Origin of the sequence: Mesorhizobium sp. M0816, assembly GCF_040320005.1 — a bacterium.
In the GTDB taxonomy this organism is placed as follows: domain Bacteria; phylum Pseudomonadota; class Alphaproteobacteria; order Rhizobiales; family Rhizobiaceae; genus Mesorhizobium.
In genome coordinates this window covers 81,344-104,610 of record NZ_JAMYOT010000019.1, presented here as the reverse complement: position 1 = coordinate 104,610, position 23,267 = coordinate 81,344, and the positions used below count along the sequence as shown (strand labels likewise).

General features: G+C 63.2%; 18 protein-coding genes and 1 tRNA gene. 15 read left to right on the top strand and 4 right to left on the bottom strand.

From position 1 onward, the window contains the following. Positions 1-152 precede the first annotated feature (152 nt). The 8 genes from NKI17_RS25675 (at position 153) to NKI17_RS25640 (ending at position 11,276) form a co-directional block, all read left to right on the top strand. Positions 153-226: transfer RNA gene (locus NKI17_RS25675), tRNA-Cys, on the top strand. A gap of 89 nt (positions 227-315) precedes the next feature. Further along, complete coding sequence (locus tag NKI17_RS25670; RefSeq protein WP_352568867.1) at positions 316-984, top strand: protein-L-isoaspartate O-methyltransferase family protein; 669 nt, start codon at positions 316-318, stop codon at positions 982-984. Between the two features lie 186 nt (positions 985-1,170). Beyond that, positions 1,171-2,562, top strand: coding sequence for a TolC family outer membrane protein (locus tag NKI17_RS25665; protein ID WP_023676398.1), 1,392 nt, complete (start codon positions 1,171-1,173; stop codon positions 2,560-2,562). 200 nt (positions 2,563-2,762) lie between these two features. Continuing rightward, positions 2,763-3,632, top strand: a complete 870-nt coding sequence (locus tag NKI17_RS25660) for a DUF2497 domain-containing protein (protein WP_352906964.1) — start codon at positions 2,763-2,765, stop codon at positions 3,630-3,632. 386 nt (positions 3,633-4,018) lie between these two features. Continuing rightward, entirely contained in the window at positions 4,019-6,802 is a 2,784-nt protein-coding gene (locus NKI17_RS25655) for a valine--tRNA ligase (protein WP_352724873.1), read from the top strand. Between the two features lie 425 nt (positions 6,803-7,227). After that, positions 7,228-8,448 (top strand): OmpP1/FadL family transporter, encoded by a 1,221-nt coding sequence (locus tag NKI17_RS25650; protein ID WP_352644698.1) that lies wholly within the window; start codon positions 7,228-7,230, stop codon positions 8,446-8,448. 280 nt (positions 8,449-8,728) lie between these two features. After that, positions 8,729-10,453 (top strand): dihydroxy-acid dehydratase, encoded by a 1,725-nt coding sequence (gene ilvD / locus NKI17_RS25645; protein ID WP_352906963.1) that lies wholly within the window; start codon positions 8,729-8,731, stop codon positions 10,451-10,453. After that, positions 10,440-11,276 carry a tetratricopeptide repeat protein gene (locus NKI17_RS25640; RefSeq protein WP_352906962.1) on the top strand — a complete coding sequence of 279 codons (837 nt, stop codon included), beginning with the start codon at positions 10,440-10,442 and terminating at the stop codon, positions 11,274-11,276. Before ilvD ends, NKI17_RS25640 begins: the two co-directional genes overlap by 14 nt. Before the next feature lie 23 nt (positions 11,277-11,299). On the opposite strand, the gene NKI17_RS25635 is transcribed toward NKI17_RS25640, so the two are convergent. The 4 genes from NKI17_RS25635 to erpA all read right to left on the bottom strand — a co-directional run bounded on the left by NKI17_RS25635 (position 11,300) and on the right by erpA (position 13,259). After that, positions 11,300-11,617, bottom strand: a complete 318-nt coding sequence (locus NKI17_RS25635) for a hypothetical protein (protein ID WP_352692344.1) — start codon at positions 11,615-11,617, stop codon at positions 11,300-11,302. A gap of 77 nt (positions 11,618-11,694) precedes the next feature. Beyond that, the gene (gene xth, locus NKI17_RS25630; protein WP_352692345.1) at positions 11,695-12,489 is read right to left on the bottom strand and encodes an exodeoxyribonuclease III; all 795 of its coding nucleotides are present in this window, start codon (positions 12,487-12,489) and stop codon (positions 11,695-11,697) included. A gap of 30 nt (positions 12,490-12,519) precedes the next feature. Beyond that, positions 12,520-12,909 (bottom strand): VOC family protein, encoded by a 390-nt coding sequence (locus NKI17_RS25625; RefSeq protein WP_352470415.1) that lies wholly within the window; start codon positions 12,907-12,909, stop codon positions 12,520-12,522. 2 nt (positions 12,910-12,911) lie between these two features. Next, positions 12,912-13,259, bottom strand: coding sequence for an iron-sulfur cluster insertion protein ErpA (erpA, locus tag NKI17_RS25620; protein ID WP_352692346.1), 348 nt, complete (start codon positions 13,257-13,259; stop codon positions 12,912-12,914). 73 nt (positions 13,260-13,332) lie between these two features. On the opposite strand from erpA, the gene NKI17_RS25615 reads away from it, so the two are divergent. The 7 genes from NKI17_RS25615 to NKI17_RS25585 all read left to right on the top strand — a co-directional run bounded on the left by NKI17_RS25615 (position 13,333) and on the right by NKI17_RS25585 (position 23,234). After that, the gene (locus NKI17_RS25615; protein WP_352467015.1) at positions 13,333-14,547 is read left to right on the top strand and encodes a deoxyguanosinetriphosphate triphosphohydrolase; all 1,215 of its coding nucleotides are present in this window, start codon (positions 13,333-13,335) and stop codon (positions 14,545-14,547) included. Between the two features lie 61 nt (positions 14,548-14,608). Further along, positions 14,609-16,366, top strand: coding sequence for an arginine--tRNA ligase (gene argS, locus NKI17_RS25610; RefSeq protein WP_352467014.1), 1,758 nt, complete (start codon positions 14,609-14,611; stop codon positions 16,364-16,366). Between the two features lie 103 nt (positions 16,367-16,469). Continuing rightward, positions 16,470-20,063 carry an SPOR domain-containing protein gene (locus NKI17_RS25605; RefSeq protein ID WP_352467013.1) on the top strand — a complete coding sequence of 1,198 codons (3,594 nt, stop codon included), beginning with the start codon at positions 16,470-16,472 and terminating at the stop codon, positions 20,061-20,063. Positions 20,064-20,179: 116 nt separating this feature from the next. After that, a complete protein-coding gene (gene nagZ, locus NKI17_RS25600) occupies positions 20,180-21,199 on the top strand; it encodes a beta-N-acetylhexosaminidase (RefSeq protein WP_352906961.1) in 1,020 nt (339 codons plus the stop codon). Positions 21,200-21,257: 58 nt separating this feature from the next. Beyond that, positions 21,258-22,058: a segregation and condensation protein A gene (locus NKI17_RS25595; RefSeq protein WP_352482297.1), complete on the top strand. Its 801-nt coding sequence runs from the start codon at positions 21,258-21,260 to the stop codon at positions 22,056-22,058. Further along, the gene (scpB, locus tag NKI17_RS25590) at positions 22,055-22,834 is read left to right on the top strand and encodes an SMC-Scp complex subunit ScpB (protein WP_352451389.1); all 780 of its coding nucleotides are present in this window, start codon (positions 22,055-22,057) and stop codon (positions 22,832-22,834) included. Before NKI17_RS25595 ends, scpB begins: the two co-directional genes overlap by 4 nt. 178 nt (positions 22,835-23,012) lie before the next feature. Beyond that, complete coding sequence (locus tag NKI17_RS25585; RefSeq protein ID WP_023678929.1) at positions 23,013-23,234, top strand: twin-arginine translocase TatA/TatE family subunit; 222 nt, start codon at positions 23,013-23,015, stop codon at positions 23,232-23,234. Positions 23,235-23,267 lie beyond the last annotated feature (33 nt).

Genomic DNA, 23,267 nt, shown 5'->3' with positions numbered 1-23,267 from the left:
TAACGATAAGCTAATATGTTATTGCTAACATGGGCATTGCGTTGATAAGGCAGGGCATGGAATGTCGAGGAACCGTTGGGAATGCATGGTGGCCGCTTGACGGCATTTTCGCCGCAACCTATTGGAGCCGGGTGGAACGCCGGGAGCAATGAGGCCTCGTGGCGGAGTGGTTACGCAGAGGACTGCAAATCCTTGCACCCCGGTTCGATTCCGGGCGAGGCCTCCAATGCCCGAGCTCCCGCGCGTCAGCGCCAGGGGGCTTCAGTTCCGGTCGAAACAGCCGCGGCCTTTGCGCGGCAAGCGGATGGTTGGAACATGAGCGCTGATTTTGCCGAACGCCGGGTGAAGATGGTCGACGGCCAGATCCGCACCACCGACGTGACCAGCGCACCGCTGCTCGAGGCGATGCTTGTCGTGCCGCGCGAGGCCTTTGTCGGCGCCGGCCAGCGCGATCTTGCCTATATCGACGAGGACATCCGCATTGCCGATACGGCAGATGGTCCGCGCTATCTGATGGAACCGTCGCCATTGGCCAAGCTGATGCAGCTGGCCGATATCGGCCCAAGCGATTCGGCACTAGATGTCGGCTGCGGCACCGGCTATGCGGCGGCGATCCTGTCGCGGCTGGCAAGGTCCGTGGTGGCGCTGGAAAGCGATCCGGCGCTGGCCGAGACCGCCACTTCGACGCTTGCGGCACTTGGTTGCGGCAATGTCACCGTGGTCCACGGGCCGCTGCCGCAAGGCCACGCAGATAAGGCGCCTTACGACGTCATCCTGATCGGCGGCAGCGTCGGGGAGGTGCCGGCGGCGCTGTTCGACCAGCTTGCCGAAGGCGGCCGACTCGTCGCCGTGGAGGGGCAGGGCAATTCGGGCGTAGCCCGGCTTTTTTTTAAGACTGGAGGGGTTGTAACGGGAAGACGCGCATTTAATGCGGCAATTAAGCCACTACCGGGATTCGAACGCATTCCCGCCTTCGAATTCTGAGTGATTTTGCCTTGCAGCGAAGGCGCTGTCATGATCGCTTGCGTTTGAACAATCGTTGCTGATCTGCATAACCGGGCGTTTCTGGGGGCTTTCAGCGGGGGAACGATAAAAAACGCGGCGCCGGCTGATCAGAAGGAGAAGCCAGCGTGGCGCAGTTCCCGTGCAAAACGAATGAGGGAATATAACGTGCCGTCTGTACGCAAGTTGCTTTTTACCGCTGTCCTCGTTTCGGCGACAGCGCTGTCTCCAATGGCCGCCTCGGCCGAAACCATTCTCGGGGCCCTTTCAAAAGCCTATCAGAACAATTCCTCGCTCAATTCGACACGCGCCGGCGTTCGCGTCACCGACGAGGGCGTTGCAATCGCAAAGTCCGGCTGGCGCCCGACCATCACCGGTTCCGCGGACATCGACTACACCAGCACCCATATCAATGGTACTAGTCGAACCGCGCGCATAACTACCGGCAACTTTGGCGTCCAGATCAATCAAACCCTGTTCGACGGCTTTCAGACCAGGAACAACGTCGCGGCCGCCGAAGCGCGGGTCAGCGCCTCGGTCGAGAGCCTGCGCAACACCGAAGAAAACACCCTTTTCAACGCGGCAAGCGCCTATATGGACGTCATCCGCGACCGCCAGATCGCGGTGCTGACCGAACAGAACCTGCAGTTCCTGACCGAGCAGGCGCGTGCGGCGCGTTCGCGCTTCGAGGTCGGCGAAGGTACCCGCACCGACGTCGCGCAAGCCGACGCGCAGCGTGCCTCCGCGGTGGCGCAGTTGAGCGCCGCCCGCGCGACGGCGCTGGCAAGCGCTGCGACCTATCGCCAGATCGTCGGCGACGAGCCGGGCAGGCTCAGGCCGGCTTCGCCGCTGTCGAAGCTGTTGCCGTCGAGCCTCGATGCAGCGATCGCGATCGCATCGGCCGAACATCCGGCCATCCTCGCCACCGAGCACCTGGTCGACGCGGCGGCGTTTTCGGTTAAATCGGCCGAAGGCGCGCTGCTGCCGCAGCTTTCGGCTAGCGCCGGCGTTTCCGGCGACTATCGCAACACGGTTCCGGGCGTCCTTGGGGCATCGCAGGATGGCACAAGGACGTCGGCGAACATCGGCGCGACACTGACCGTGCCGATCTATTCCGGCGGACGGACCTCGGCGACCGTGCGCCAGAACAAGGAATCGCTCAGCCAGGCGCGGATCGAAGTCGACGTGAGTCGCGACCAGGTGCGCCAGGCCGTTACCTCGGCATGGTCGCAATACACCGCCGCGCAGCAAAGCGTCACGGCCAACCGGCAGGTGGTCGCCGCCGCGCAGCTTGCCCTGAACGGCGTCATCGAAGAGCGCAATGTCGGCCAGCGCACCACGCTCGACGTGCTCAATGCGCAGGCGACCCTCATCACTGCCAAGATCAATCTTGTCAGCGCCGAACGCGACGTGGTGGTGGCGAGCTATGCCATCCTCTCGGCGGTTGGCCATTTGTCGGCAGACCGCCTTGCGCTCAATGTGACGAAGTACAGGCCCGAAGAGCATTACAACGCCGTCAAGGACAAGTGGATCGGCCTGCGCACGCCGGACGGCCGCTGATCGCCAAGCCGTGTTTTCAGCCCGCGCTCGAACGACGCGCGGGCTTTCAACTCCCGACCCTAATCTGTTGAAATCCGAGATGTCGCCAGATTGGGGATTCTCGCAAGCCGTTCCGTCGGTTACGCTGTTGCCATGATTCGAATCCGGCGTTTGCCGGACAGGAAATCTGAGAACGAGTCACAAGGGCGGCGGATGTGACGATGGCGACGGCAAGCAGCGTACAGCGCGAACCTTCCATGGAAGAAATACTGGCTTCCATCAGAAGGATCATCGAGGACAGCGATACCGGCCGCAAGCAGCCGGGCGACGCGGACGAGCTGCGCCAGGACCTGCAACCGGCGCCGGCAGCCGGACGCACAGCGGAGGCGGATGCGTTCCGCTCCGAACTGCGCGGCGGACTGGAGATCGCCAAGCCGGCCACGCGGGCCGAGGTGCAGCCAACGGCCGCGCCGGTTATTGAGCGCCTGGAAACGCCGCTCCGCCCCGGCCCGGTAAAAGCAGCGGTGACGCTGGCTGAGGTGAACGCCGCTCCCGCACCGCCCGCAAAGCCGGATCGGCCTGCGACAGCCAAGGCTGCCGAGACGACCGACACCATCATTGCCGATTGGCGGCGCGAGATCGCCGCGGTCGGCGACGCGATGGCCAAGCCGGAGCGCGCCGAGCCACTCCGGACGCCGGACGCCGAGCCGAAAGCCGAGGTTTTCGAGAACGAGGCGACTGCTGGACCTGTGCCGGAGCCTTCGGAAATTGGGCCGGAGCCTTCGGAAAGCGGCCCGGAGCCTTCGAAAACCGGCCCGGAATCTTCGAAAGTCGGCGTGGCGCGTCCGGCGGCCAGCGAGGCGCCGCCCGCACGTCCGGCAATCCTTTCGGAGCATACGGGCCGGCAGGTTGCCGCGGCCTTCGGCGAGCTTTCCGACGCGTTTGCCAGCCGCAGCAAGAAGACTTTCGACGAGATGGCCGAGGAGATGCTGCGGCCCATGCTGCAGGACTGGCTGGACAACAACCTGCCGACGCTGGTCGAGCGGCTGGTGCGCGAGGAAATCGAGCGCGTCGCGCGCGGCGCGCAGTAGCAATTCGGAGAGCCGCCAATAGGCGGCGCTCGACCGGCGAATTGTCGAAGTCGGCGCTGCCCCTCATCCGCCTGCCGGCACCTTCTCCCCGTATAGTGACGGGGAGAAGGGGTTGACCGCAATTTAGGCGCCTTTTCCGCAACGTTCGTGATTGGTGAGAGCTTCAGTACAGGCGTCTTTCTCCCCGTCACTATACGGGGAGAAATGCCCGGCAGGGCAATGAGGGGCAGCGCAAACCTGAAGCGATTGCCGTGCAACATTCAGTTCCGCGAGTTGCACCGAACCATCCCGGCGCTATCTATCGGCCATGCCCTTGCGGTTGACTTGGCAACAACCTTCCGATTTACACCGGACCACAAATTCCGGACAGCGCGGACCGTTTTCCCATGCTCGAAAAGACCTACGACGCCAAAGCCGTCGAGCCGAAGATTGCCAGGATCTGGGAAGAGGCCGACGCCTTTCGGGCCGGCGCCGGGGCCGAGGAGGGGGCTGAAGCCTTCACCATCGTCATCCCGCCGCCGAATGTCACCGGCTCGCTGCATATGGGTCATGCGCTCAACAACACGCTGCAGGACATTCTGGTGCGCTTCGAGCGCATGCGCGGCAAGAATGTTCTTTGGCAACCAGGCATGGACCATGCCGGCATCGCCACGCAGATGGTGGTAGAGCGCCAGCTTATGGAAAAGCAGATCCACCGCCGCGACCTGACGCGCGATGAGTTCATCGACAAGGTGTGGGAGTGGAAGGCCGAGTCCGGCGGCGCCATCCTCAACCAGCTGAAGCGGCTCGGGGCCTCGGCCGACTGGAGCCGGGAGCGCTTCACCATGGACGAGGGCCTGTCCAAGGCCGTGCTCGAAGTGTTCGTGACGCTCTACAAGGAAGGGCTGATCTACAAGGACAAGCGCCTTGTGAACTGGGATCCGAAGCTGTTGACCGCCATCTCGGATCTCGAGGTCGAGCAGCAGGAAGTCAACGGCAACCTCTGGCACTTCCGCTATCCAGTCGAAGGCATGACCTTCGATCCGGAAAATCCGAAGACCTTCATTACCGTTGCGACGACCCGCCCGGAGACGATGCTGGGCGATACGGCTGTCGCCGTCCACCCCGACGACGAACGTTTCCGGCATCTCATCGGCAAGAACCTCATCCTGCCGATCGTCGGCCGCAGGATTCCGGTGGTGGCGGATGAGTATTCCGATCCCGAAAAAGGCAGCGGTGCGGTCAAGATCACGCCGGCGCATGACTTCAACGACTTCGAGGTCGGCAAGCGCCACCGGCTGCCGGCGGTCAACATCCTTACCGTCAATGCGGCGGTGAGCCTCAAGGACAATGAGGACTTTCTCGCCGGACTGGACGTGACACCGGAGCGCCGGGCCGTCTGGGACAGCCTCGATGGTCTGGACCGTTTCGATGCGCGCAAGAAGATCGTTGAACTGATGCAGGCGGGCGGCTTTCTCGAAAAGGTCGAGCCGCATCGCCACGCCGTGCCCCATGGCGACCGCGGCGGCGTGCCGATCGAGCCGTTTCTGACCGACCAGTGGTATGTCAATGCGGCGGAACTGGCCAAGCCGGCGATCGCCTCGGTGCGCGAGGGCCGTACCAACTTCGTGCCCAAAAACTGGGAAAAGACCTATTTCGACTGGATGGAAAACATCCAGCCCTGGTGCATTTCGCGCCAGCTCTGGTGGGGTCACCAGATCCCTGCCTGGTACGGGCCGGACGGGCATGTCTTTGTCGAAAAGACCGAGGAAGAGGCGCTCGGTGCCGCCGTCGAATATTATCTGGCGCTGGAAGGGCCGTGGAAGGCCTGGGTCGAGGACAAGCTTGAGAATTTCCAGCCTGGCGAGATCCTGACCCGAGACGAGGACGTGCTCGACACATGGTTCTCGTCGGCGCTGTGGCCGTTCTCGACGCTTGGCTGGCCGGACCAGACGCGGGAGCTGAAGACCTATTACCCGACCGACGTGCTGGTGACCGGTTTCGACATCATCTTCTTCTGGGTCGCCCGCATGATGATGATGGGCCTGCATTTCATGGATCAGGAGCCGTTTCATACCGTCTATGTCCATGCGCTGGTTCGCGACAAGAACGGGCAGAAGATGTCGAAGTCGAAAGGCAACGTCATCGATCCGCTCGAGCTCATCGACGAATACGGCGCCGATGCGCTGCGCTTCACCTTGACTGTGATGGCAGCGCAAGGGCGCGACGTTAAGCTCGATCCGGCCCGCATAGCCGGTTATCGCAATTTCGGCACCAAGCTGTGGAACGCGACGCGCTTCGCCGAGATGAACGAAGTGGCGCGCGACGACGATTTCTGGCTGCAGGACGCCAAGCTGGCGGTCAACCGCTGGATCTTGACGGAGTTGACGCGAGCCGCGCGGGACATAACGGACGGTATCACCTCATACCGCTTCAACGAGGCGGCGGGTGCCGCCTACCGCTTCGTCTGGAACCAGTTCTGCGACTGGTACCTGGAACTGCTGAAGCCGGTGTTCATGGGCACCGACGAGGCCGCCAAGGCCGAGAGCAGGGCATGCGTCGCCTTCGTACTCGACGAGATCTACAAGCTGCTGCATCCGATGATGCCGTTCATGACCGAGGAACTGTGGGCCGAAACCGCCGGCGAGGGCAGGCAACGGCAATCGCTGCTTTGTCATGCGGCATGGCCGTCGCCCGACTTCGAGGACGAGGCGGCCGCCGCCGATATCAACTGGCTGGTCGACCTTGTCTCCGGCATCCGCTCGGTGCGTTCGGAGATGAACGTGCCGCCGGCGGCTATCGCACCGCTCGTGGTGATCGGCGCCAACGACGCGACACACGAAAGGCTCGAGCGTCAGGGCTCGGCTATCAAGCGTCTGGCGCGGGTCGGCGACATCTCGCTCGCCGAGGCGCCACCGAGGGGATCCGCCCAGATCGTGGTCAACGAGGCGACGATCTGCCTGCCGCTCGGCAGCCTGATCGACCTTGCCGCCGAGGCAGCGCGCCTGCACAAGGAGCTTGCCAAGGTGACCGAGGAAATAGCGCGGCTCTACAAGAAGCTGTCCAACGAGAAATTCGTCGCCAACGCGCCGGAAGAGGTGGTGGAGGCCGAGCGTGAAAAACTCGCCGAATATCGCGAGGCGCAAGAGAAGCTTTCGGTGGCATTGGCGCGGGTGCGCGATGCCGGTTGATCGAACGGATTGGGCCGGTTGATCGAACAGATTGGGCCGGCTGATCAAACAAATTGGGCCTGTTGGCCGCAATAGATTCGCCGGTCACGAATCTGCCTTCCAGACAGGCCTCCTGCCACGAAAACAGGCATTCCGCAGCGTAAATCTTGAGGAAAACTGAATGTTTTTGCCCCATTGTTGCCATAATGTAACAATGGCTGACTGGGCACGCAAAATGCCCTGATCTGTAGTGATTTAGGGGTTTTTCCCGAGTTTTCTCGTCGATCTGTATTGTGGCGGCCATTTTCCCGCCTCGGTAAGAAGGCCGACACCTTGTCGGAAACGCGTTCAGCCAAGGTGTACATGTACGCACGGCGAATTCGTTGTTGCGCCGTTAACCTGAATTGGTTCTAGCTTGATGCAAGGATATTTCGGGGAGGAGATTCATGTGTTATTCGCGTCTGAAAGTGCTGCTGGGCGCGGGGGCTTTTTCGCTGGCTTTGGCTGGGACGGTGCAAGCCGGGGGCTTTGACCGGGGCGGCGTCAATATCGACCAGCTGTTCGACGCGGCGCCATATTCGTTCGACGCAGGCGTCACCTATGTTTCGCCACAGCGCAAACTCAAGAATGTGCAGCGCCTCGATGGCTCGGGTTTGTCGACATCAGCGGTGGATGTTGGTGGCGACTATGCGGTGCCGCATGTCGGCATCAAGGCCAACATCTTTGAGCCCGTAGACTGTCTTGCCACCTATACGAGACCGTATGGTGCGGACGCGAATTTCGGCATGAACAACGCCTATTCGCCGACAGCGGTCAAATACGCCGTCGACACAGACGATTTCGGTCTCACCTGCTCCTACAAGGTGAACGTCGGCAAGGGCGCCATACGATTCATCGGCGGTGTCTCCTACCAGCAGGTAGACGCGTTTCTTTCCCGTCAGACACTGCTCGCCTTCGGCAATACCGGCCTCGGCGTCTTCAAGCTTTCCGACGAGGCATGGGGTTGGCGTGCGGGCGCAGCCTATGAGATCCCCGAGATCGCTCTGCGCGCCAGCCTGATGTACTCTTCGAGCTACAAATATGACGGGCTGTCGGGAACCGTCGACACGACCGGCTTCAGGGGCGCCTTTCCAGCGGATCTGATTCCCGGCTCTACCGGCGTGTACCCAGTCTCGGCGTCGGCTGAGATACCTCAGGCTCTGGAATTCAAGCTGCAGAGCGGCATAGCTCCTGGCTGGCTGGCCTTTGGTTCCGTCCGCTGGCAGGAGTGGAGCAAGCTTGGCGTCATTGCCATCAATGGCGTGCGCAGTCCGGTAACCGGTTTGCCCTCGCCCGTTTCATTCGACCTGCTTTATCGCGACGGCTGGACGGTCACGGGCGGTATCGGGCACAAGTTCACCGATCAATTGTCGGGCGTGGTTTCGCTGACCTGGGATCGCGGCACCTCGACGACCTCCGGCTATCAGTCGGATACCTGGGCCGTTGCCAGCGGCGTCTCCTATTCGCCGAACGATCAGGTCGAGGTCAGGCTGGGCGGCTCGATCGGTGTGCTGACGAGCGGGTCATCGACTTTCAGCGGTGTCGGCGACGTGGCAAATGCCGTTACCTACACCTACGGCAACGACCTGCTTCTCGCTGGTTCGGCTTCCGTCAAGATCAAGTTCTAACTATTAAATTTTAAACGACAAAACGGCCGGGCGTTGCCCGGCCGTTTTGTTTCGGTGCGTCATCCGGCGTTCGGCCAGCGCAACAAATTGCCCCCATGATGTTCGCTCCGATAATTGTGACGTTTTGGCAACAGTTTCTGAACAACCCTCGCGTCGCCCGGCCGCCCGGGAACATTGCCTATTTCCCGCCATAAACCCGGCGCACCTCGAACCTGTCTCGGGACATGCGCCAAAAGGCTAGGCGAAGAGGCAGGCCGCACCGCCCGCGGCAAGGACGAGTATGGACGCCAGAGCGATCTCCAAGGCCAAGCTGCCGAGCCGCCACGTGACCGTTGGTCCCGAGCGGGCGCCGCATCGCTCCTACCTTTATGCGATGGGGCTGTCGGCGGCCGAGATCGCGCAGCCTCTGGTCGGTGTCGCCAGCTGCTGGAACGAGGCCGCGCCCTGCAACATCTCGCTGATGCGCCAGGCGCAAGTGGTCAAGAAGGGCGTGGCGGCGGCCAACGGCACGCCACGCGAATTCTGCACCATCACCGTCACCGACGGTATCGCCATGGGTCATCAGGGCATGAAGTCGTCGCTGGTGTCGCGCGAGGTCATCGCCGACTCGGTCGAGCTCACCATGCGCGGCCATTGCTACGATGCGCTGGTTGGATTGGCCGGTTGCGACAAGTCGCTGCCCGGCATGATGATGGCCATGGTGCGCCTCAACGTACCGTCGATCTTCATCTATGGCGGCTCGATACTGCCCGGCAGCTACCGTGGCCGGCAGATCACCGTGCAGGACGTGTTCGAGGCGGTCGGCCAGCACTCGGTCGGCACCATCGGCGACGCCGAGCTGCTCGAGATCGAGCAAGCCGCCTGTCCGTCGGCCGGCTCCTGCGGCGCCCAGTTCACCGCCAACACCATGGCCACCGTCGCTGAGGCGATCGGCCTGGCGCTGCCCTATTCCTGCGGCGCGCCGGCACCCTACGAGATGCGCGACCGCTTCAATTTCGCTTCCGGCGAAAAGATCATGGAGCTGATCGCAAGGAACATCCGCCCGCGCGACATCGTTACTATAAAAGCGTTGGAAAATGCCGCGACCGTGGTCTCGGCCACCGGCGGCTCGACCAACGCGGCGCTGCATCTGCCGGCGATCGCGCACGAGGCCGGGATAAAGTTCGATCTTTTCGACGTGGCCAGGATATTCGAGAAAACACCCTATATCGCCGACCTCAAGCCGGGCGGCAAATACGTCGCCAAGGACATGTTCGAGGCCGGCGGCATTCCGCTCTTGATGAAGACGCTGCTCGACCATGGCTATCTTCATGGCGATTGCCTGACGGTGACCGGCCGCACTTTGGCCGAAAATATGGAACATGTTTCCTGGAATGACAGCCAGGATGTGGTCCGTCCCGCCAACAGGCCGATTACCCAGACCGGCGGGGTCGTGGGCTTGAAGGGTAACCTTGCCCCCGAAGGCGCGATCGTGAAGGTCGCAGGTATGGCGGAGCTCAAATTCTCGGGTCCGGCACGCTGCTTCGATTCGGAAGAGGAATGTTTCGAAGCGGTTACGCATCGCAACTATAGGGAAGGCGAGGTTCTCGTCATCCGTTACGAGGGTCCGCGCGGCGGCCCGGGCATGCGCGAAATGCTGTCGACGACGGCGGCTCTCTACGGCCAGGGCATGGGCGGCAAGGTGGCGCTCATCACCGACGGGCGTTTTTCGGGCGCAACGCGCGGTTTCTGCATCGGCCATGTCGGGCCGGAAGCGGCAGTGGGCGGCCCGATCGGGCTGCTTAGGGATGGCGACTTGATCTCGATCGATGCGGTGAACGGCACGATCGAGGTTGCATTGTCCAAGGCCGAACTGGCGGCGAGGGCAAAAGCATGGAAGGCGCGCACGACCGACTATCAGTCGGGCGCGATCTGGAAATACGCACAGACGGTCGGACCTGCCCGCGACGGCGCGGTCACCCATCCCGGCGGTGCCAAAGAAACACACTGCTATGCGGACATCTGAGTTGTTGAGGTCGTCTGTCCTTTCGGCACTGGTTGCGCTCGCCACGTTTGGCGCGACCCTGGGCGCCGTTGGCCAGGCCATGGCGTTCGACGACAAGGTGTTCGACGACAAGACCGGCGTGAAGCCGCAGTCGAGCCCGTGGGCGGTGTTCCAGTTCGGCTTTTCCGCCTACAAGAACGGCCATAAGGAGCAGGCTGCGGAAGCCTATAAATATGCCGCCGAGAACGGCCAGATCGGCGCCACCTGGAAGCTTGCGCGCATGTATGCCGAAGGCGATGGCGTGGCGCGAGACGACTACGCGGCGTTCAAGTTCTTCAGCGAGATCGTCGACCAGGATGTCGAGCCCGGTTCGCCCGAGGAAAGCTATGTTTCGGACGCGCTGGTGGCGCTTGGCGACTATCTGAGGAAGGGCATTCCCGGCAGCCCCGTCGAGGAGAACGAGGTGGCGGCCCAAGAATATTACATGCGCGCCGCCGCCAACTACCGCAACCCGAACGCCCAGTTCGAGATGGGCCAGATGTTCCTCAAGGGTGAGGGCGGCGTCAAGGCCAGCGTCAAGCAGGCCGGACGCTGGTTCCAGCTGGCGGCCGAAAAGGGCCATGCGGGCGCGCAGGCGACGCTCGGCAACCTGCTCTTCCAAAGCGGCAAGATCGTGCGGGGGCTGGCGATGATGACCGCGGCGCTCGAACGGGCCTCACCCGCCGACCAGCCATGGATCCGCGGCATGCAGGAAGAAGCGTTTGCGGCCGCCGGCGAAGCCGACCGCCGCACCGCGATCTCGCTGGTCGACGACATCCTCACCAAGGGTGGCGGCGACCAATAGGTCGGCAGAATTCCGTTTTTAGATCAATTGTCGGTCGGTTCCGCCGGCATGCCGCTGGGCGCCGGTGTTGAGATCGGCGTGCCCTGCAGATGTGGGGCCAGCGTGTTCTCCGGGCAGCCGTCGCGGAGCTTTATCCAGGACGTGTTGTTGAGCTCCATGTCGCAGCGGGCGAGATGGCTCTGGCCTGCAACCGTCAGGCAGGCGACCCGGCCGATCTGGAATGATTTTCCGTTAGCCAGGCACTCTGCATCGGCAAAAGCCGGCGTCGCCACCGCCATCGCAAGCGCGCAGCCGATCGGGCAGAGTGCAAATCGAGTAGTCATGGGAACCCCAGCCACCATGATGATTTCTCATCAAGCGCGCGATTTGTGGCGATAAGAGGTCAACTTATCAATGTGCCGCCGGACAGCAGCTCCGGTCAGGCCGGCTGCAGCGCCAGATCGATCGCCACCGGCACGTGGTCGGAGGGTTTTTCCCAGGCGCGCACCTGTTTTTCGATCGAAGCCGAGGAAAACCAGTTGGCGGCTTCGGGCGACAGAAGCAAATGGTCGATGCGGATGCCGTTGTTCTTCTGCCAGGCGCCGGCCTGATAGTCCCAGAACGTAAAAATGTCCGGGGCGTCGGTGACGGCACGCATGGCTTCGGTGAAGCCGAGATTCTTCAGCCGCCGGAACGCCTGCCGCGTCGCGGGCTGGAACAGCGCATCGCTTAGCCAGTTTTCCGGATACTTCGCGTCGATCGGCTCGGGAATGACATTGTAGTCGCCGGCCAGGACCAGCGGCTCTTCCAGAGCAAGCCGCTCCTCGGCCCAGCGCTCAAGTCGCGCCATCCAGGAAAGCTTGTAGGAGAACTTCTTCTCGTCGTCGATCGGGTTGCCGTTCGGCAGATAGATCGAGGCAACGCGCAAGGCGCCCTTGTCGGTCGAGAACACGCCCTCGATGAAACGCGCCTGCTCGTCGGCATCGTCGCCCGGCAAGCCGCGATTGACCTCGTCGAAACGCAGCTTCGACAGGATGGCGACGCCGTTGAAGCCTTTTTGGCCGTAAGTCTCGACATTGTAGCCGAGCGCCTCGATCTCGGCGCGAGGAAACTGCTCGTCGACCGTCTTGATCTCCTGCAGGCAGGCGATGTCGGGCGCGCTTTCCGTCAGCCAATGGGTCAAATTGCCGATGCGGGCGCGAACGCCGTTGATGTTCCAGGTGACGATTTTCATGACGGCCTCGATAGGCTGGTGGTCCGGAGACTAGCGATCCGGTGGATGACGTTCGACAAGGCCGATCGTATTGCCTGCCGGGTCCTTTAGGAAGGCCATCCATTCGCTTTCCCCCGCCTGGCCGAACAGGCCTTCGGTGTCGCGATGGACGAGCGCCGGCGGCGCGGTGAAGGGAACACCGGCGGCCCTTGCCGAAGCGTGGAACTCGTCGAGGCCCGATATGTCGAGATAGACGGTGCCGGCAGGCAGGCCGTCGGTGAAAAGCAGGCGCACGTCACCGGCCATGATAAAGGCGATGCCCGGCGGATCGAAACGCGCATGCAGGTTCATGCCGAGCACCTCGCGCCAGAACGCCAGTGTCGCATCGAGGTCGCGCCCGGCGGAAAGCGCGACCTGACGGACCGCGCCGATGTCGGGCATTTCTAGATCGAGAAGCTGGTGCCGCAGCCGCAGGAGGCGACCGCATTGGGGTTTCTGATCTGGAACGACTGGCCCATCAGATCGTCGACGAAATCGATCACCGAGCCGCCCATATAGACCAGCGACAGGTTGTCGATCAGCACGGTGGCGCCGTCCTTTTCGATGGCGACGTCGTCGTCATTGCGCCTGTCGACCAGGTCGAACTTGTAGGAGAAGCCGGAACAGCCGCCGCCCTCGACCGAAACGCGCACGGCCGTCTTACCGGCTTCGCTCGCTACAATCTTGGCGATCCGCCTGGCGGCGGCGTCGGTCATCTCGACTTTCATGGCGGTCTTGGCATCAGCGCCCATGGGCGTCACCTTGCATTCGGTTTCGTATGATAGGTATGAAGCGCGACGGGGCAAGTCAACTGCGGCATACGCTATGACCAACGAGTTGGGCGACATCGGATTCGGCTATCGGCCGCGCGCGGCCTATGCCAGCGACCCGGCGAAGTCGCGCGGGCGGCTGTTCGACGAGGTGGAAAGCCCGACGCGCACGCCGTTCCAGCGCGACCGCGACCGCATCATCCATTCGACGGCGTTCCGCCGGCTGAAGCACAAGACGCAAGTGTTCGTCGCACACGAAGGCGACCATTACCGCACGAGGCTGACGCATTCGATCGAGGTCGCGCAAATCGCACGCGCTCTGGCGCGGGCGCTGCGCGGCGACGAGGACCTGGCCGAGGCGGTGGCCCTGGTGCACGACTTCGGCCACACGCCCTTCGGTCATACCGGCGAGGACGCGCTGAACGAGAAGATGGCCGCCTGGGGCGGCTTCGACCACAATGCGCAGTCGCTGCGTGTGGTGACGCGGCTGGAGCGGCGCTATGCCGAGTTCGATGGGCTGAACCTCACCTGGGAAACGCTGGAGGGGCTGGTCAAGCACAATGGCCCGCTGACCGATGCCAAGGGCAAAGGGCTGAAGGGGCCGGTGCCGCAGGCTATCCGCGACTATTCCGAACTGCACGACCTCGAGCTCGACCGCTTCGCTGGTATCGAGGCGCAGTGTGCGGCGATTGCCGACGACATCGCCTACAACACCCACGACATCGATGACGGCTTGAGGGCAGGGCTGTTGACGCTGGATATGCTGGAGGGCGTCTCGCTGCCGGGGTCGATCCTCAAGGGCGTGCGTCAGCGCTATCCGGCGCTCGATGACGTACGCACCGGCCACGAGCTGATGCGCCGGCAGATCACCATCATGGTCGAGGACGTGATCGTCTCGACGACAGCCAATCTGGCGCGCATCAAGCCCGGCACCGCCGAAGCGGTAAGGGCGGCCGGCGAGCCGATGGTGAGCTTCTCCGCCGAGACGGCCGTATTGGAAAAGGAGCTGAAGGCCTTTCTCTACAAACACCTCTACCGGCATGCGGAGGTCATGCGGGTGCGCGCCGATGCCGACCAGATCGTCAGGGACCTGTTCGACGTCTATTTCGCCGATCCGCGCGCTATGCCGGATGGCTGGCGCGAAGGGCTCGATCGGGCAGAGGACCGCGTCAAGGCGCGCAGTGTTGCCGATTTCCTGGCCGGCATGACGGACACTTATGCGCTCAAGGAACACAGGCGTTTGTTTGACCATACGCCGGATTTGAGCTAGGGCGGGCGCGATTTTGCCGGCCAACGAGCCGGATCCCTGCAAAACCGTCAGAGCCACAGCAATGAACATCTTCGCCGATTTCAACGCGCGAATCATAAAGGCCGTCGAAGCGCTTGATTTGAAAGACAAGGATGGCGTGTCGCCGGACCTGTCGCGCATCGCCGTCGAGCCGCCGCGCGATGCCAGCCATGGCGATCTCGCGACCAACGCAGCCATGGTGTTGGCCAAGCCGACCGGCCAGAACCCGCGTGCGCTGGCCGAAAGGCTGGCCGAGGCGCTGCGCGCCGACGAGGATATCGCGGCCGCCGAGATCGCCGGCCCGGGCTTCGTCAATCTCAGGCTCAAGGACGGCTTCTGGCAGGCGCATCTGACGGCGCTGCTCGGCGAAGGCCGCAATTACGGCCGCTCGACTATCGGCGGCGGCAAGAAAACCAATGTCGAATATGTCTCGGCCAACCCGACCGGCCCGATGCATGTCGGCCATTGCCGGGGTGCCGTGGTCGGCGACGCGCTCGCCAATCTGATGGCCTTCGCCGGTTACGACGTGACCAAGGAATACGTCATCAACGATGCCGGTTCGCAGATCGACGTGCTCGGCCGCTCAGTCATGCTGCGCTACCGCGAGGCGCTCGGCGAGGAAATCGGCGACATTCCGGCCGGGCTTTATCCAGGCGACTATCTCGTCCCGGTCGGCCAGGCGCTGGCCAGCGAATTCGGCCGCTCCCTGCTGCAGATGCCGGACGAGGAGGCGCTTGCCATCGTCAAGGACAGGACGATCGACGCGATGATGGCGATGATCCGCGAGGATCTGGCGCTGCTCAACGTGCATCACGACGTCTTCTTCTCCGAGCGGACGCTGCATGCGAACAACGCCCGCAAGATACGCTCGGCGATCAGCGACCTGACGCTGAAGGGCCACATCTACAAGGGCAAGCTGCCGCCGCCCAAGGGCGAGAAGCCGGACGACTGGGAGGACCGCGAGCAGACGCTGTTCCGCTCGACCGCGGTCGGCGACGACATGGACCGGGCGCTGGTCAAGTCGGACGGCACCTTCACCTATTTCGCCGCCGATGTCGCCTACCTCAAGGACAAGGTCGATCGCGGCTTCGTCGACCTGATCTATGTGCTTGGCGCCGATCATGGCGGCTACGTGAAACGGCTGGAAGCGCTTGCCCGGGCGATTGCCGGCGACGAGGTCAAGCTTACCGTGCTGCTTTGCCAGCTGGTGAGGCTTTTTCGCGCCGGCGAGCCGGTGCGGATGGGAAAGCGAACTGGCAATTTCGTCACTCTTCGGGAGGTCATCGAAGAAGTTGGACGAGATGCAGTTCGCTTCATGATGCTCTACCGCAAGAACGACGCGCCGCTCGACTTCGACTTCGCCAAGGTGACCGAGCAGTCGAAGGACAATCCGGTGTTCTACGTGCAGTATGCCTCGGCGCGCTGCCATTCGGTGTTCCGGCAGGCGAGCGAGCAATTGGGCGAGGCCATGTTCGACCGCAACCAGCTGGCCGCCGAAGTGGCTTTGCTGACCGATGAGGGGGAGATCGGCCTGATCAGGAAGCTCGCCGAATATCCTCGGCTGATCGAAGCCGCGGCGCTCGCGCTCGAGCCCCACCGGCTGGCATTTTACCTCTACGAACTCGCTTCCAGCTTCCACGGACACTGGAACCGGGGCACCGACAATCCCGACTTACGTTTTGTTAAGGTTAACGACCGACAATTGACGCATGCCAGACTAGGGCTGGTGCAGGCTGTTTCGGACGTTTTGACGTCCGGCCTGACGCTGATCGGAGCCAATGCGCCCACCGAAATGCGTTAGGTTTGAGTAAAAAACCTGTCACCTTTTGCCCACATTGCGCTGGTAAGGGCCAACCCTACGCGACGTCCATGGCGTCCGAATGAGTGCGAGTTCGGGAACAATAATGGCAGACAGAACCCAGCTGAGAGCAGCCGACCACAACGACATCGCCAACGATGATCCGTTCGCGGAACTGACCAGGATCATGGGGTTCGACCCGCGCCAGCCGGTCAAACCGCAAACGCCGGCCCAGCCGAAAACCGCTGCCGCCGAACCGTCGGTGGACGAGGGCGATTTCGAGATCGATCTCGAGAAGGAGTTGATGGGCGAATTCGGCGCCGACGCCAATGACAATGCTTCCTCTGCCAAGCTTCGCGAGCCGACACCCGAACCGGCCGCCGCCGACGAAATGGAGGACGCGCTTGCTGCCTCGTTCGAACAGGATTTCGCGTTCGACGACAGTGCGGCGGATGATGCTGCTCCTGTTGCGGCCACTTCTGTTGCCGCCGACGAAATTGCCTCCGCCCCCGAAACGGCATTCGCTTCCGCCGTCGAGCCGGAGCTCGACGACGAGTTCGATAACGCCGTCGCCGGCTCGCTCGAAGACGTGTCGCCGTTCGAGGACGACCTTTCGAGTGACGACGAACTTGCCGCCTCTGTCGACCAGGATTTTCGGCACGACGACGATGTGACGGCCAAGATCGCGGTGACCGGCGAGAATGAACCCAGGGCCGCAGCCGGGGCGATCGAGCCGGTCGACGAGCCCGCCTTCGACGATGAGTTCGACAATGCCGTGGCAAGTTCGCTCGAAGACGAGCTGATGCTCGAAGAGCATGAGCCGATGGAGCAGACCGTCGCCGTTGAAACCGCCGCGCAAGCGGCCACGCCTGCGTTCGATGACGAGTTCGACGATGCCGTTGCAAGCTCGCTCGAAGACGAGCTGATGTTCGACGAGCATGAGCCGGCGGAAAACGTCGCCGCCCCGGCATCGCCGGTTGAGGCGGTCTCGGCCGATGAGGATCTTGCCGGCCATCTCGATGATGCCATGGCCGATGTCGACATGGACTTCGACGTTCGCTCGAACGGGCCTGCCGAAATCGAAGAACCAGAGTTTATCGAAGACCCAGAGGCCGCCCGGCTTTCCGGCACGGCCGCTGAAGCGGCGTTCGACGACGATTTCGATCTGAGCTTCGACGATGCGCCTGCCGAGGAAGCCGAAGAGCCCGTGGCGCAAGTTGCGGCCGAACCAGTGGCGCCAGCCGCTGTCGTCCCGACGGCCCCAGTGGCTGAGGAACGCAGCCTGGAAGACGAACTGAACGCGCTGCTCGGTGCGATGAGCACACGGCCGGCACAAGCGGTCAACGAACCTCAGACAAGCCAGCAGTCTGCCCAGCAGCCCGTGATGGCTGTTCAGCAGCCTATCGCGCCGGTAATTCAGAAGCCAGCAGTGGCCGCTGAACAGCCAATGGCGGCGGTCAAAGACGTCGCCAACGAACCGGTGCATGCTGTCGACGAGCTGGATTGGGAACTCGACGAGCACGAGCCCGCTGAGCCGCCGCAGTCCAGTGCCGCCGATGACGCCGATCTTGGCAGTGTCCTCCTCGATGAGCTTGAAGGCGAGGATTTCGGTGTTGAAGCCGCTGCCGGACCCGCGGATGATCTCGACAGCGATGCGCTCGATGCCGACTTCGCCAGGAACATCGGCCTGGATCATGACTCGGCCGACAAGAGTGCGGCAGCTGCTGCCGAAGAAGACCCGCTCGATGCGCTGAACTGGCTGACGACACGCGCCACGCCGCCCGAGCCGGCCCGCTCGTGGAGCCGCGTGACACCGGTCGCACAGCCTCAGCCCGCTTTTGCAAGCCAGCCGGTAGCTTCGGCGCGTCCGGCACCACCGCCGCAGCCGGCTGCAACGCCGTCCTATCGGGCCGCACCGGTCGAAGAGAGGCCATCCTATGAAGATCGGCCCGCCTACACGGAAGCTGCACCAAGCTCGCATCAGCAGCCTTCCGCCTATGACGAGATGCCCGATGTCGAGACGGTCGACGTGCCCGAGCGCGTCGTGGCGCTGGCGGACGATCTCGACATTCCGGAGCTCAACTTCGACGATGACGAGCCGGTGGCGCCCGCCTACGACGATCTCGATGCCGATTTTGCCAGCCTTCTCACCGAAATGAATGCCACGGATATAGCGCCTGCCCCGGTGCGCAGTGCTGGCTATGACGATGAATACGATGCCGGCTTCGTGTCTGGCTATAAGCAAGATCGTAGCGAGACGCGCGCCTATGGCGCCAAGCCTGCGGAAGCCCCCGTCAGCGCGGCGGCCGCTTCCTATGCCGATGCAGCGGACGGTTTCGATCTGGGCCCATTGCCTGGCGGCCAGCCGGTTTCGCAAGCCGACGATTTCACCTTCGATGAGCTCGACTACGATCCCGAACTGGACGAGGAGATGTCGGTTCCGGGCCTCGCCGAACGCGAGGCCGAAAGGCAGCCGCGCAGGCGCGGGCTGCTGATAGGTGCGGTGGTCGGCGCCGTGGCGATCGCCGGAGGCCTTGGCGCCTTTGCGTTGACCCTCGGAGGCAAGAGCGGCGGCGATGCGCCGGTCATCGTCAAGGCCGACAACAGGCCGATCAAGATCAAGCCGGAAAATCCAGGCGGCACCGTCGTGCCGAACCAGGACAACAAGGTTTATGACGCTGTGGTCAAGGGCGCCAAGCCCGCCGAGCCGGTTCAGCAGAAGCTGGTTACCAACACCGAAGAGCCCGTGGACCTGAAAGCCAACGAACCGGAGAGCCGCGTCGTCGATCTTTCGCCCAATGACCCCGATGCCGCGGACGATATCGACGCGCCCGGCACCGAGGCGTCTGATAGCAATGCGTCTGGCACCAACGCGCGTGACACCAGCGCGCCTGACACCAATGCGCTTGGCGCCAATGCGGCTGGCGCTACCGAAACCGCCGCCGCACCGGCGCCCAAGTCCGAGGATCGCATCGCGCAGGTTCTGCAGGAGGCCGAGAAGGGTGCAACCCCCGAGATCGTCGCTGTTGCGCCGCGCAAGGTACGGACCATGGTCGTGAAACCTGACGGCTCGCTCGTGGCGCGCGAGGATCCGGCGCCCGCCGCCCCGCAGATGGCTGCTGCCGAGCCGGCCGATCCGGCGCCGCAGCACGTGGCTCCGGCCGCCCAGGCCGACGCCGCGGCGCAGACCGGCACCGTGCCCCTGATCGACCAATTGACAAGTGATCCGAAGATTGGCGACCAGGCGAGCGGCGATCAGGCCGAAACCTCCAAGCTGCAGCCGGCGCCCAAGCCCGACACAAAGGCTGAAGCCAAGCCGTCGGCCAGCAAGCAGTCCGCCAGCACCCCGGCCACGGTTCCGGTGGCGCCGCAGCGCCCGTCCGACCAGCCGGTCGACGTGGTCGGCGAGGTCAAGCCCGATCAGGTCGCTTCCATCGATCCGGCCGCGGCCGGCGCTGGTTCGTGGTCGATACAGATCGCTTCGCAGCCGACAGTCGAAAGCGCCCAGGCGACTTATCAGGATCTGCAGCGCCGCTACGGCAGCGTGCTTTCCGGCCGCACCGCCAACATCGTCAAGGCCGAGATTGCCGGCAAGGGCACCTTCTACCGCGTCCGCGTTCCGGCGCAGTCTCGCAACGAGGCGATCAAACTGTGCACCAGCTACAAGGCTGCCGGCGGCAATTGCTTCGTGTCCCACTAGGCACCAAAACCTCTCGAAAAGCCGGCGTCCGCGCCGGCTTTTTTGCGTGAACGGAAACCTCTGAAGGCAATTGCGGGCGATTCCCTTTGTCGGCGCGAAGCTCTAAACTGTTCCGCATGACCGAATCAAAATCCATGATCCTCGGCTGCGCCGGGAAATCACTGACCCGCGACGAGATCCGTTTCTATCGCAACGAATGCCCGTGGGGCTTCATCCTGTTTGCGCGCAATATCGGCGAGACCGAGCAGATCCGCGATCTGGTCGCCGCGATGCGCGACTGCGTCGGGCGTGCGGATGCGCCGGTGTTCATCGACCAGGAGGGCGGCCGGGTGCAGCGCCTACGGCCGCCGCTGGCGCCGAACTATCCGGCTGCCGGTGCACTCGGCGCCTTGTGGCGCGACGACCATGACGCCGGCACCCGTGCCGCATGGCTGATGGCGCGGCTGCATGCCTTCGACCTGCTGCGCTACGGCATCACGGCGGATTGCCTGCCGGTGCTCGACGTGCCCATCGAGGGCGCCAGCGACGTCATCGGCGCGCGCGCCTATGGCAAGGAGCCGCGCGCCGTCATCGAATTGGGTCGCGCCGCGGCGGAAGGCCTGATGGCGGGCGGCGTGCTGCCGGTGATGAAGCATATTCCCGGTCATGGAAGGGCCTTCGCCGATACGCATTTCGAACTGCCGACCGTCGACGCCTCGATCGGCGACTTGCAGCGGCATGATTTTGCCCCGTTCAGGGAGCTCAACCATTTGCCGATGGCGATGACGGCGCATGTCGTCTATAGCGCGATCGACCCGAAGAACCCGGCCACCACATCCGGCAAGGTCATCGAAAAGATCATCCGCGACGAAATCGGCTTCGACGGCCTGTTGATGAGCGACGACACCTCGATGAAGGCACTTTCTGGGGATTTCCCGTCAAAGGCGGCCGCTATCCTTGCGGCGGGCTGCGATCTGGTCCTTCACTGCAATGGCGTGTTCGAGGAGATGGCCGGCATTGCATCGCGCACGACCGGGCTTGAAGGCAAGTCGTTTGAGCGCGCGGAGCGGGCGCTGACCTATATCAGGAACCGTGACGTGGCGGACGAGACCGAGATTCGGGCCGAATTTGCCAGTTATTTCGACGCGGCGGCCTAGCATCAAAGGAAGCGAAGTGGCGGAAACATTGGACCTGAAGGCCGGCAAGGCCGCACCGATGGACCGCTTGTGGGCCGAGAACGACGATTCCCGGCTGACCGGCGATCCGGCGTTGGTCGTCGATGTGGCCGGCTTCGAAGGTCCTCTCGATCTTCTGCTGCATCTTGCCCGCAATCAGAAGGTCGACCTGTCGCGCATCTCGATCCTGGCGCTGGCCGAACAGTATCTGGCCTTCGTCGAGAAGGTGAGGGCGCTGAGACTGGAGCTTGCCGCCGACTATCTGGTGATGGCGGCGTGGCTGGCGTTTCTCAAGTCGAAGCTCCTGATCCCCAAGCAGCCCGGCGATGAAGGCGAAAGCGGCGAGGAACTGGCGGCGGTGCTACAGTTCCGGCTGAAGCGGCTGGAGGCGATGCGCGACGCGGCGGCACGGCTGGTCAACCGCAACCGGCTCGGACGCGACGTGTTTGCACGCGGCATGCCGGAAATGGTCATCGTCGAGAAGCGCAATGCCTATTCGGCCTCGCTCTACGACCTGTTGACCGCCTATGCTCAGCAGCGCCAGAAGCAGGCAATAACCAATGTGACGATCGCCAGGCGCGGCGTGTGGTCGCTCAAGGATGCGCGCGACGTGCTGATCAGGCTGATCGGGTCGCTGCGCGACTGGACGGCGCTCGACAGTTTCCTGGTCGAATATCTGGCCGGCCCGGAAGAGCGGCGCACTGCGGTTGCCAGCTCGTTTGCGGCGACGCTGGAACTGGTGCGCGAAGGCAAGATGGAAATGCGGCAGGACCAGGTGTTCGCGCCGCTGTATCTGCGCGGCCGCGCCCAGGCCATCAAGATAGTCGAGGTAACACCATGAGCGAACGCGCCAACGCTTCGGTCATTCCGTTCAAGGTCGACGACGATGCCGAGCAAGGCGCGGTCGCCGAAAACCCGGCACAAAATCAGGGGCAGAATTTGTCGCGGAATCCTGGCGAGCGGCTGCATATGGCGGAGGCCGTACGGATGGCCGAGGCGATCGTATTCGCCAGCGCCGAGCCGGTCAGCGAAAAACAGCTCACTTCGCGACTGCCCGACGGCATCAACATTGCCGCGGCAATGGCCGAACTGCAGCAGATCTATGCGCGGCGCGGCGTCAATCTGGTGCGCGTCGGCGATGCCTGGGCGTTTCGCACCGCCGGCGACCTCGCCTTCCTGATGAGCCGTGACACGGTGCAGCAGCGCAAACTGTCCCGCGCTGCCCTCGAAGTGCTGGCGATCATCGCCTACCACCAACCGGTAACGCGCGCCGAGATCGAGGACATCCGCGGCGTCGAGACGTCAAAGGGGACGCTCGACACGCTGATGGAGACCGAATGGGTGAGGATGCGCGGCCGGCGTCGCACGCCCGGCCGTCCCGTCACTTACGGCACGACCGACATTTTCCTCGACCATTTCGCACTGGAGGAGATACGCGATCTCCCCGGCATGGAGGAATTGAAGGGTGCGGGGCTGCTGTCCGGCCGCATGCCGTCGAATTTCTCGGTGCCGCTGCCGCCGGCCGACCCCGATGCGCTCACCGACGACGAGGATCCGCTGACCGACATCGACCTCGAAGAACTCGGCCTTTTGACGCCGCGCGTCACGGAAGATTGAGCCGAGCGCCATCTTAAAGCCACAGGCAGGATGGAACTGCGCCGATTGGTAGCGGGCCGCCGTGCCGAAAGTGCGTGACTTCGGCGACTCATTCATGAACTCTGTCGCAGTTCTGTTTGAATCCGAACCCGAAAGCGCATAGATCAGCGTCTGGGAAACCGTTCGAGAGAGATTTGCTATGGGTTCATTTTCGATTTGGCACTGGATGATCGTTCTGGTGATCGTGCTGCTGGTGTTCGGCCGCGGCAAGATCCCCGAGCTGATGGGCGACATGGCCAAGGGTATCAAGAGCTTCAAGAAGGGCATGGCCGACGACGAGACGGCTGAGGACAAGCGCACCGTCGAACACCGTTCCGACGAGACCGTTTCGGTGCCGAAGGAAAAGGCCAGCAAAAGCTGAGCCCAAAACTTTAGTCGGCCAAAACTTGAGTCG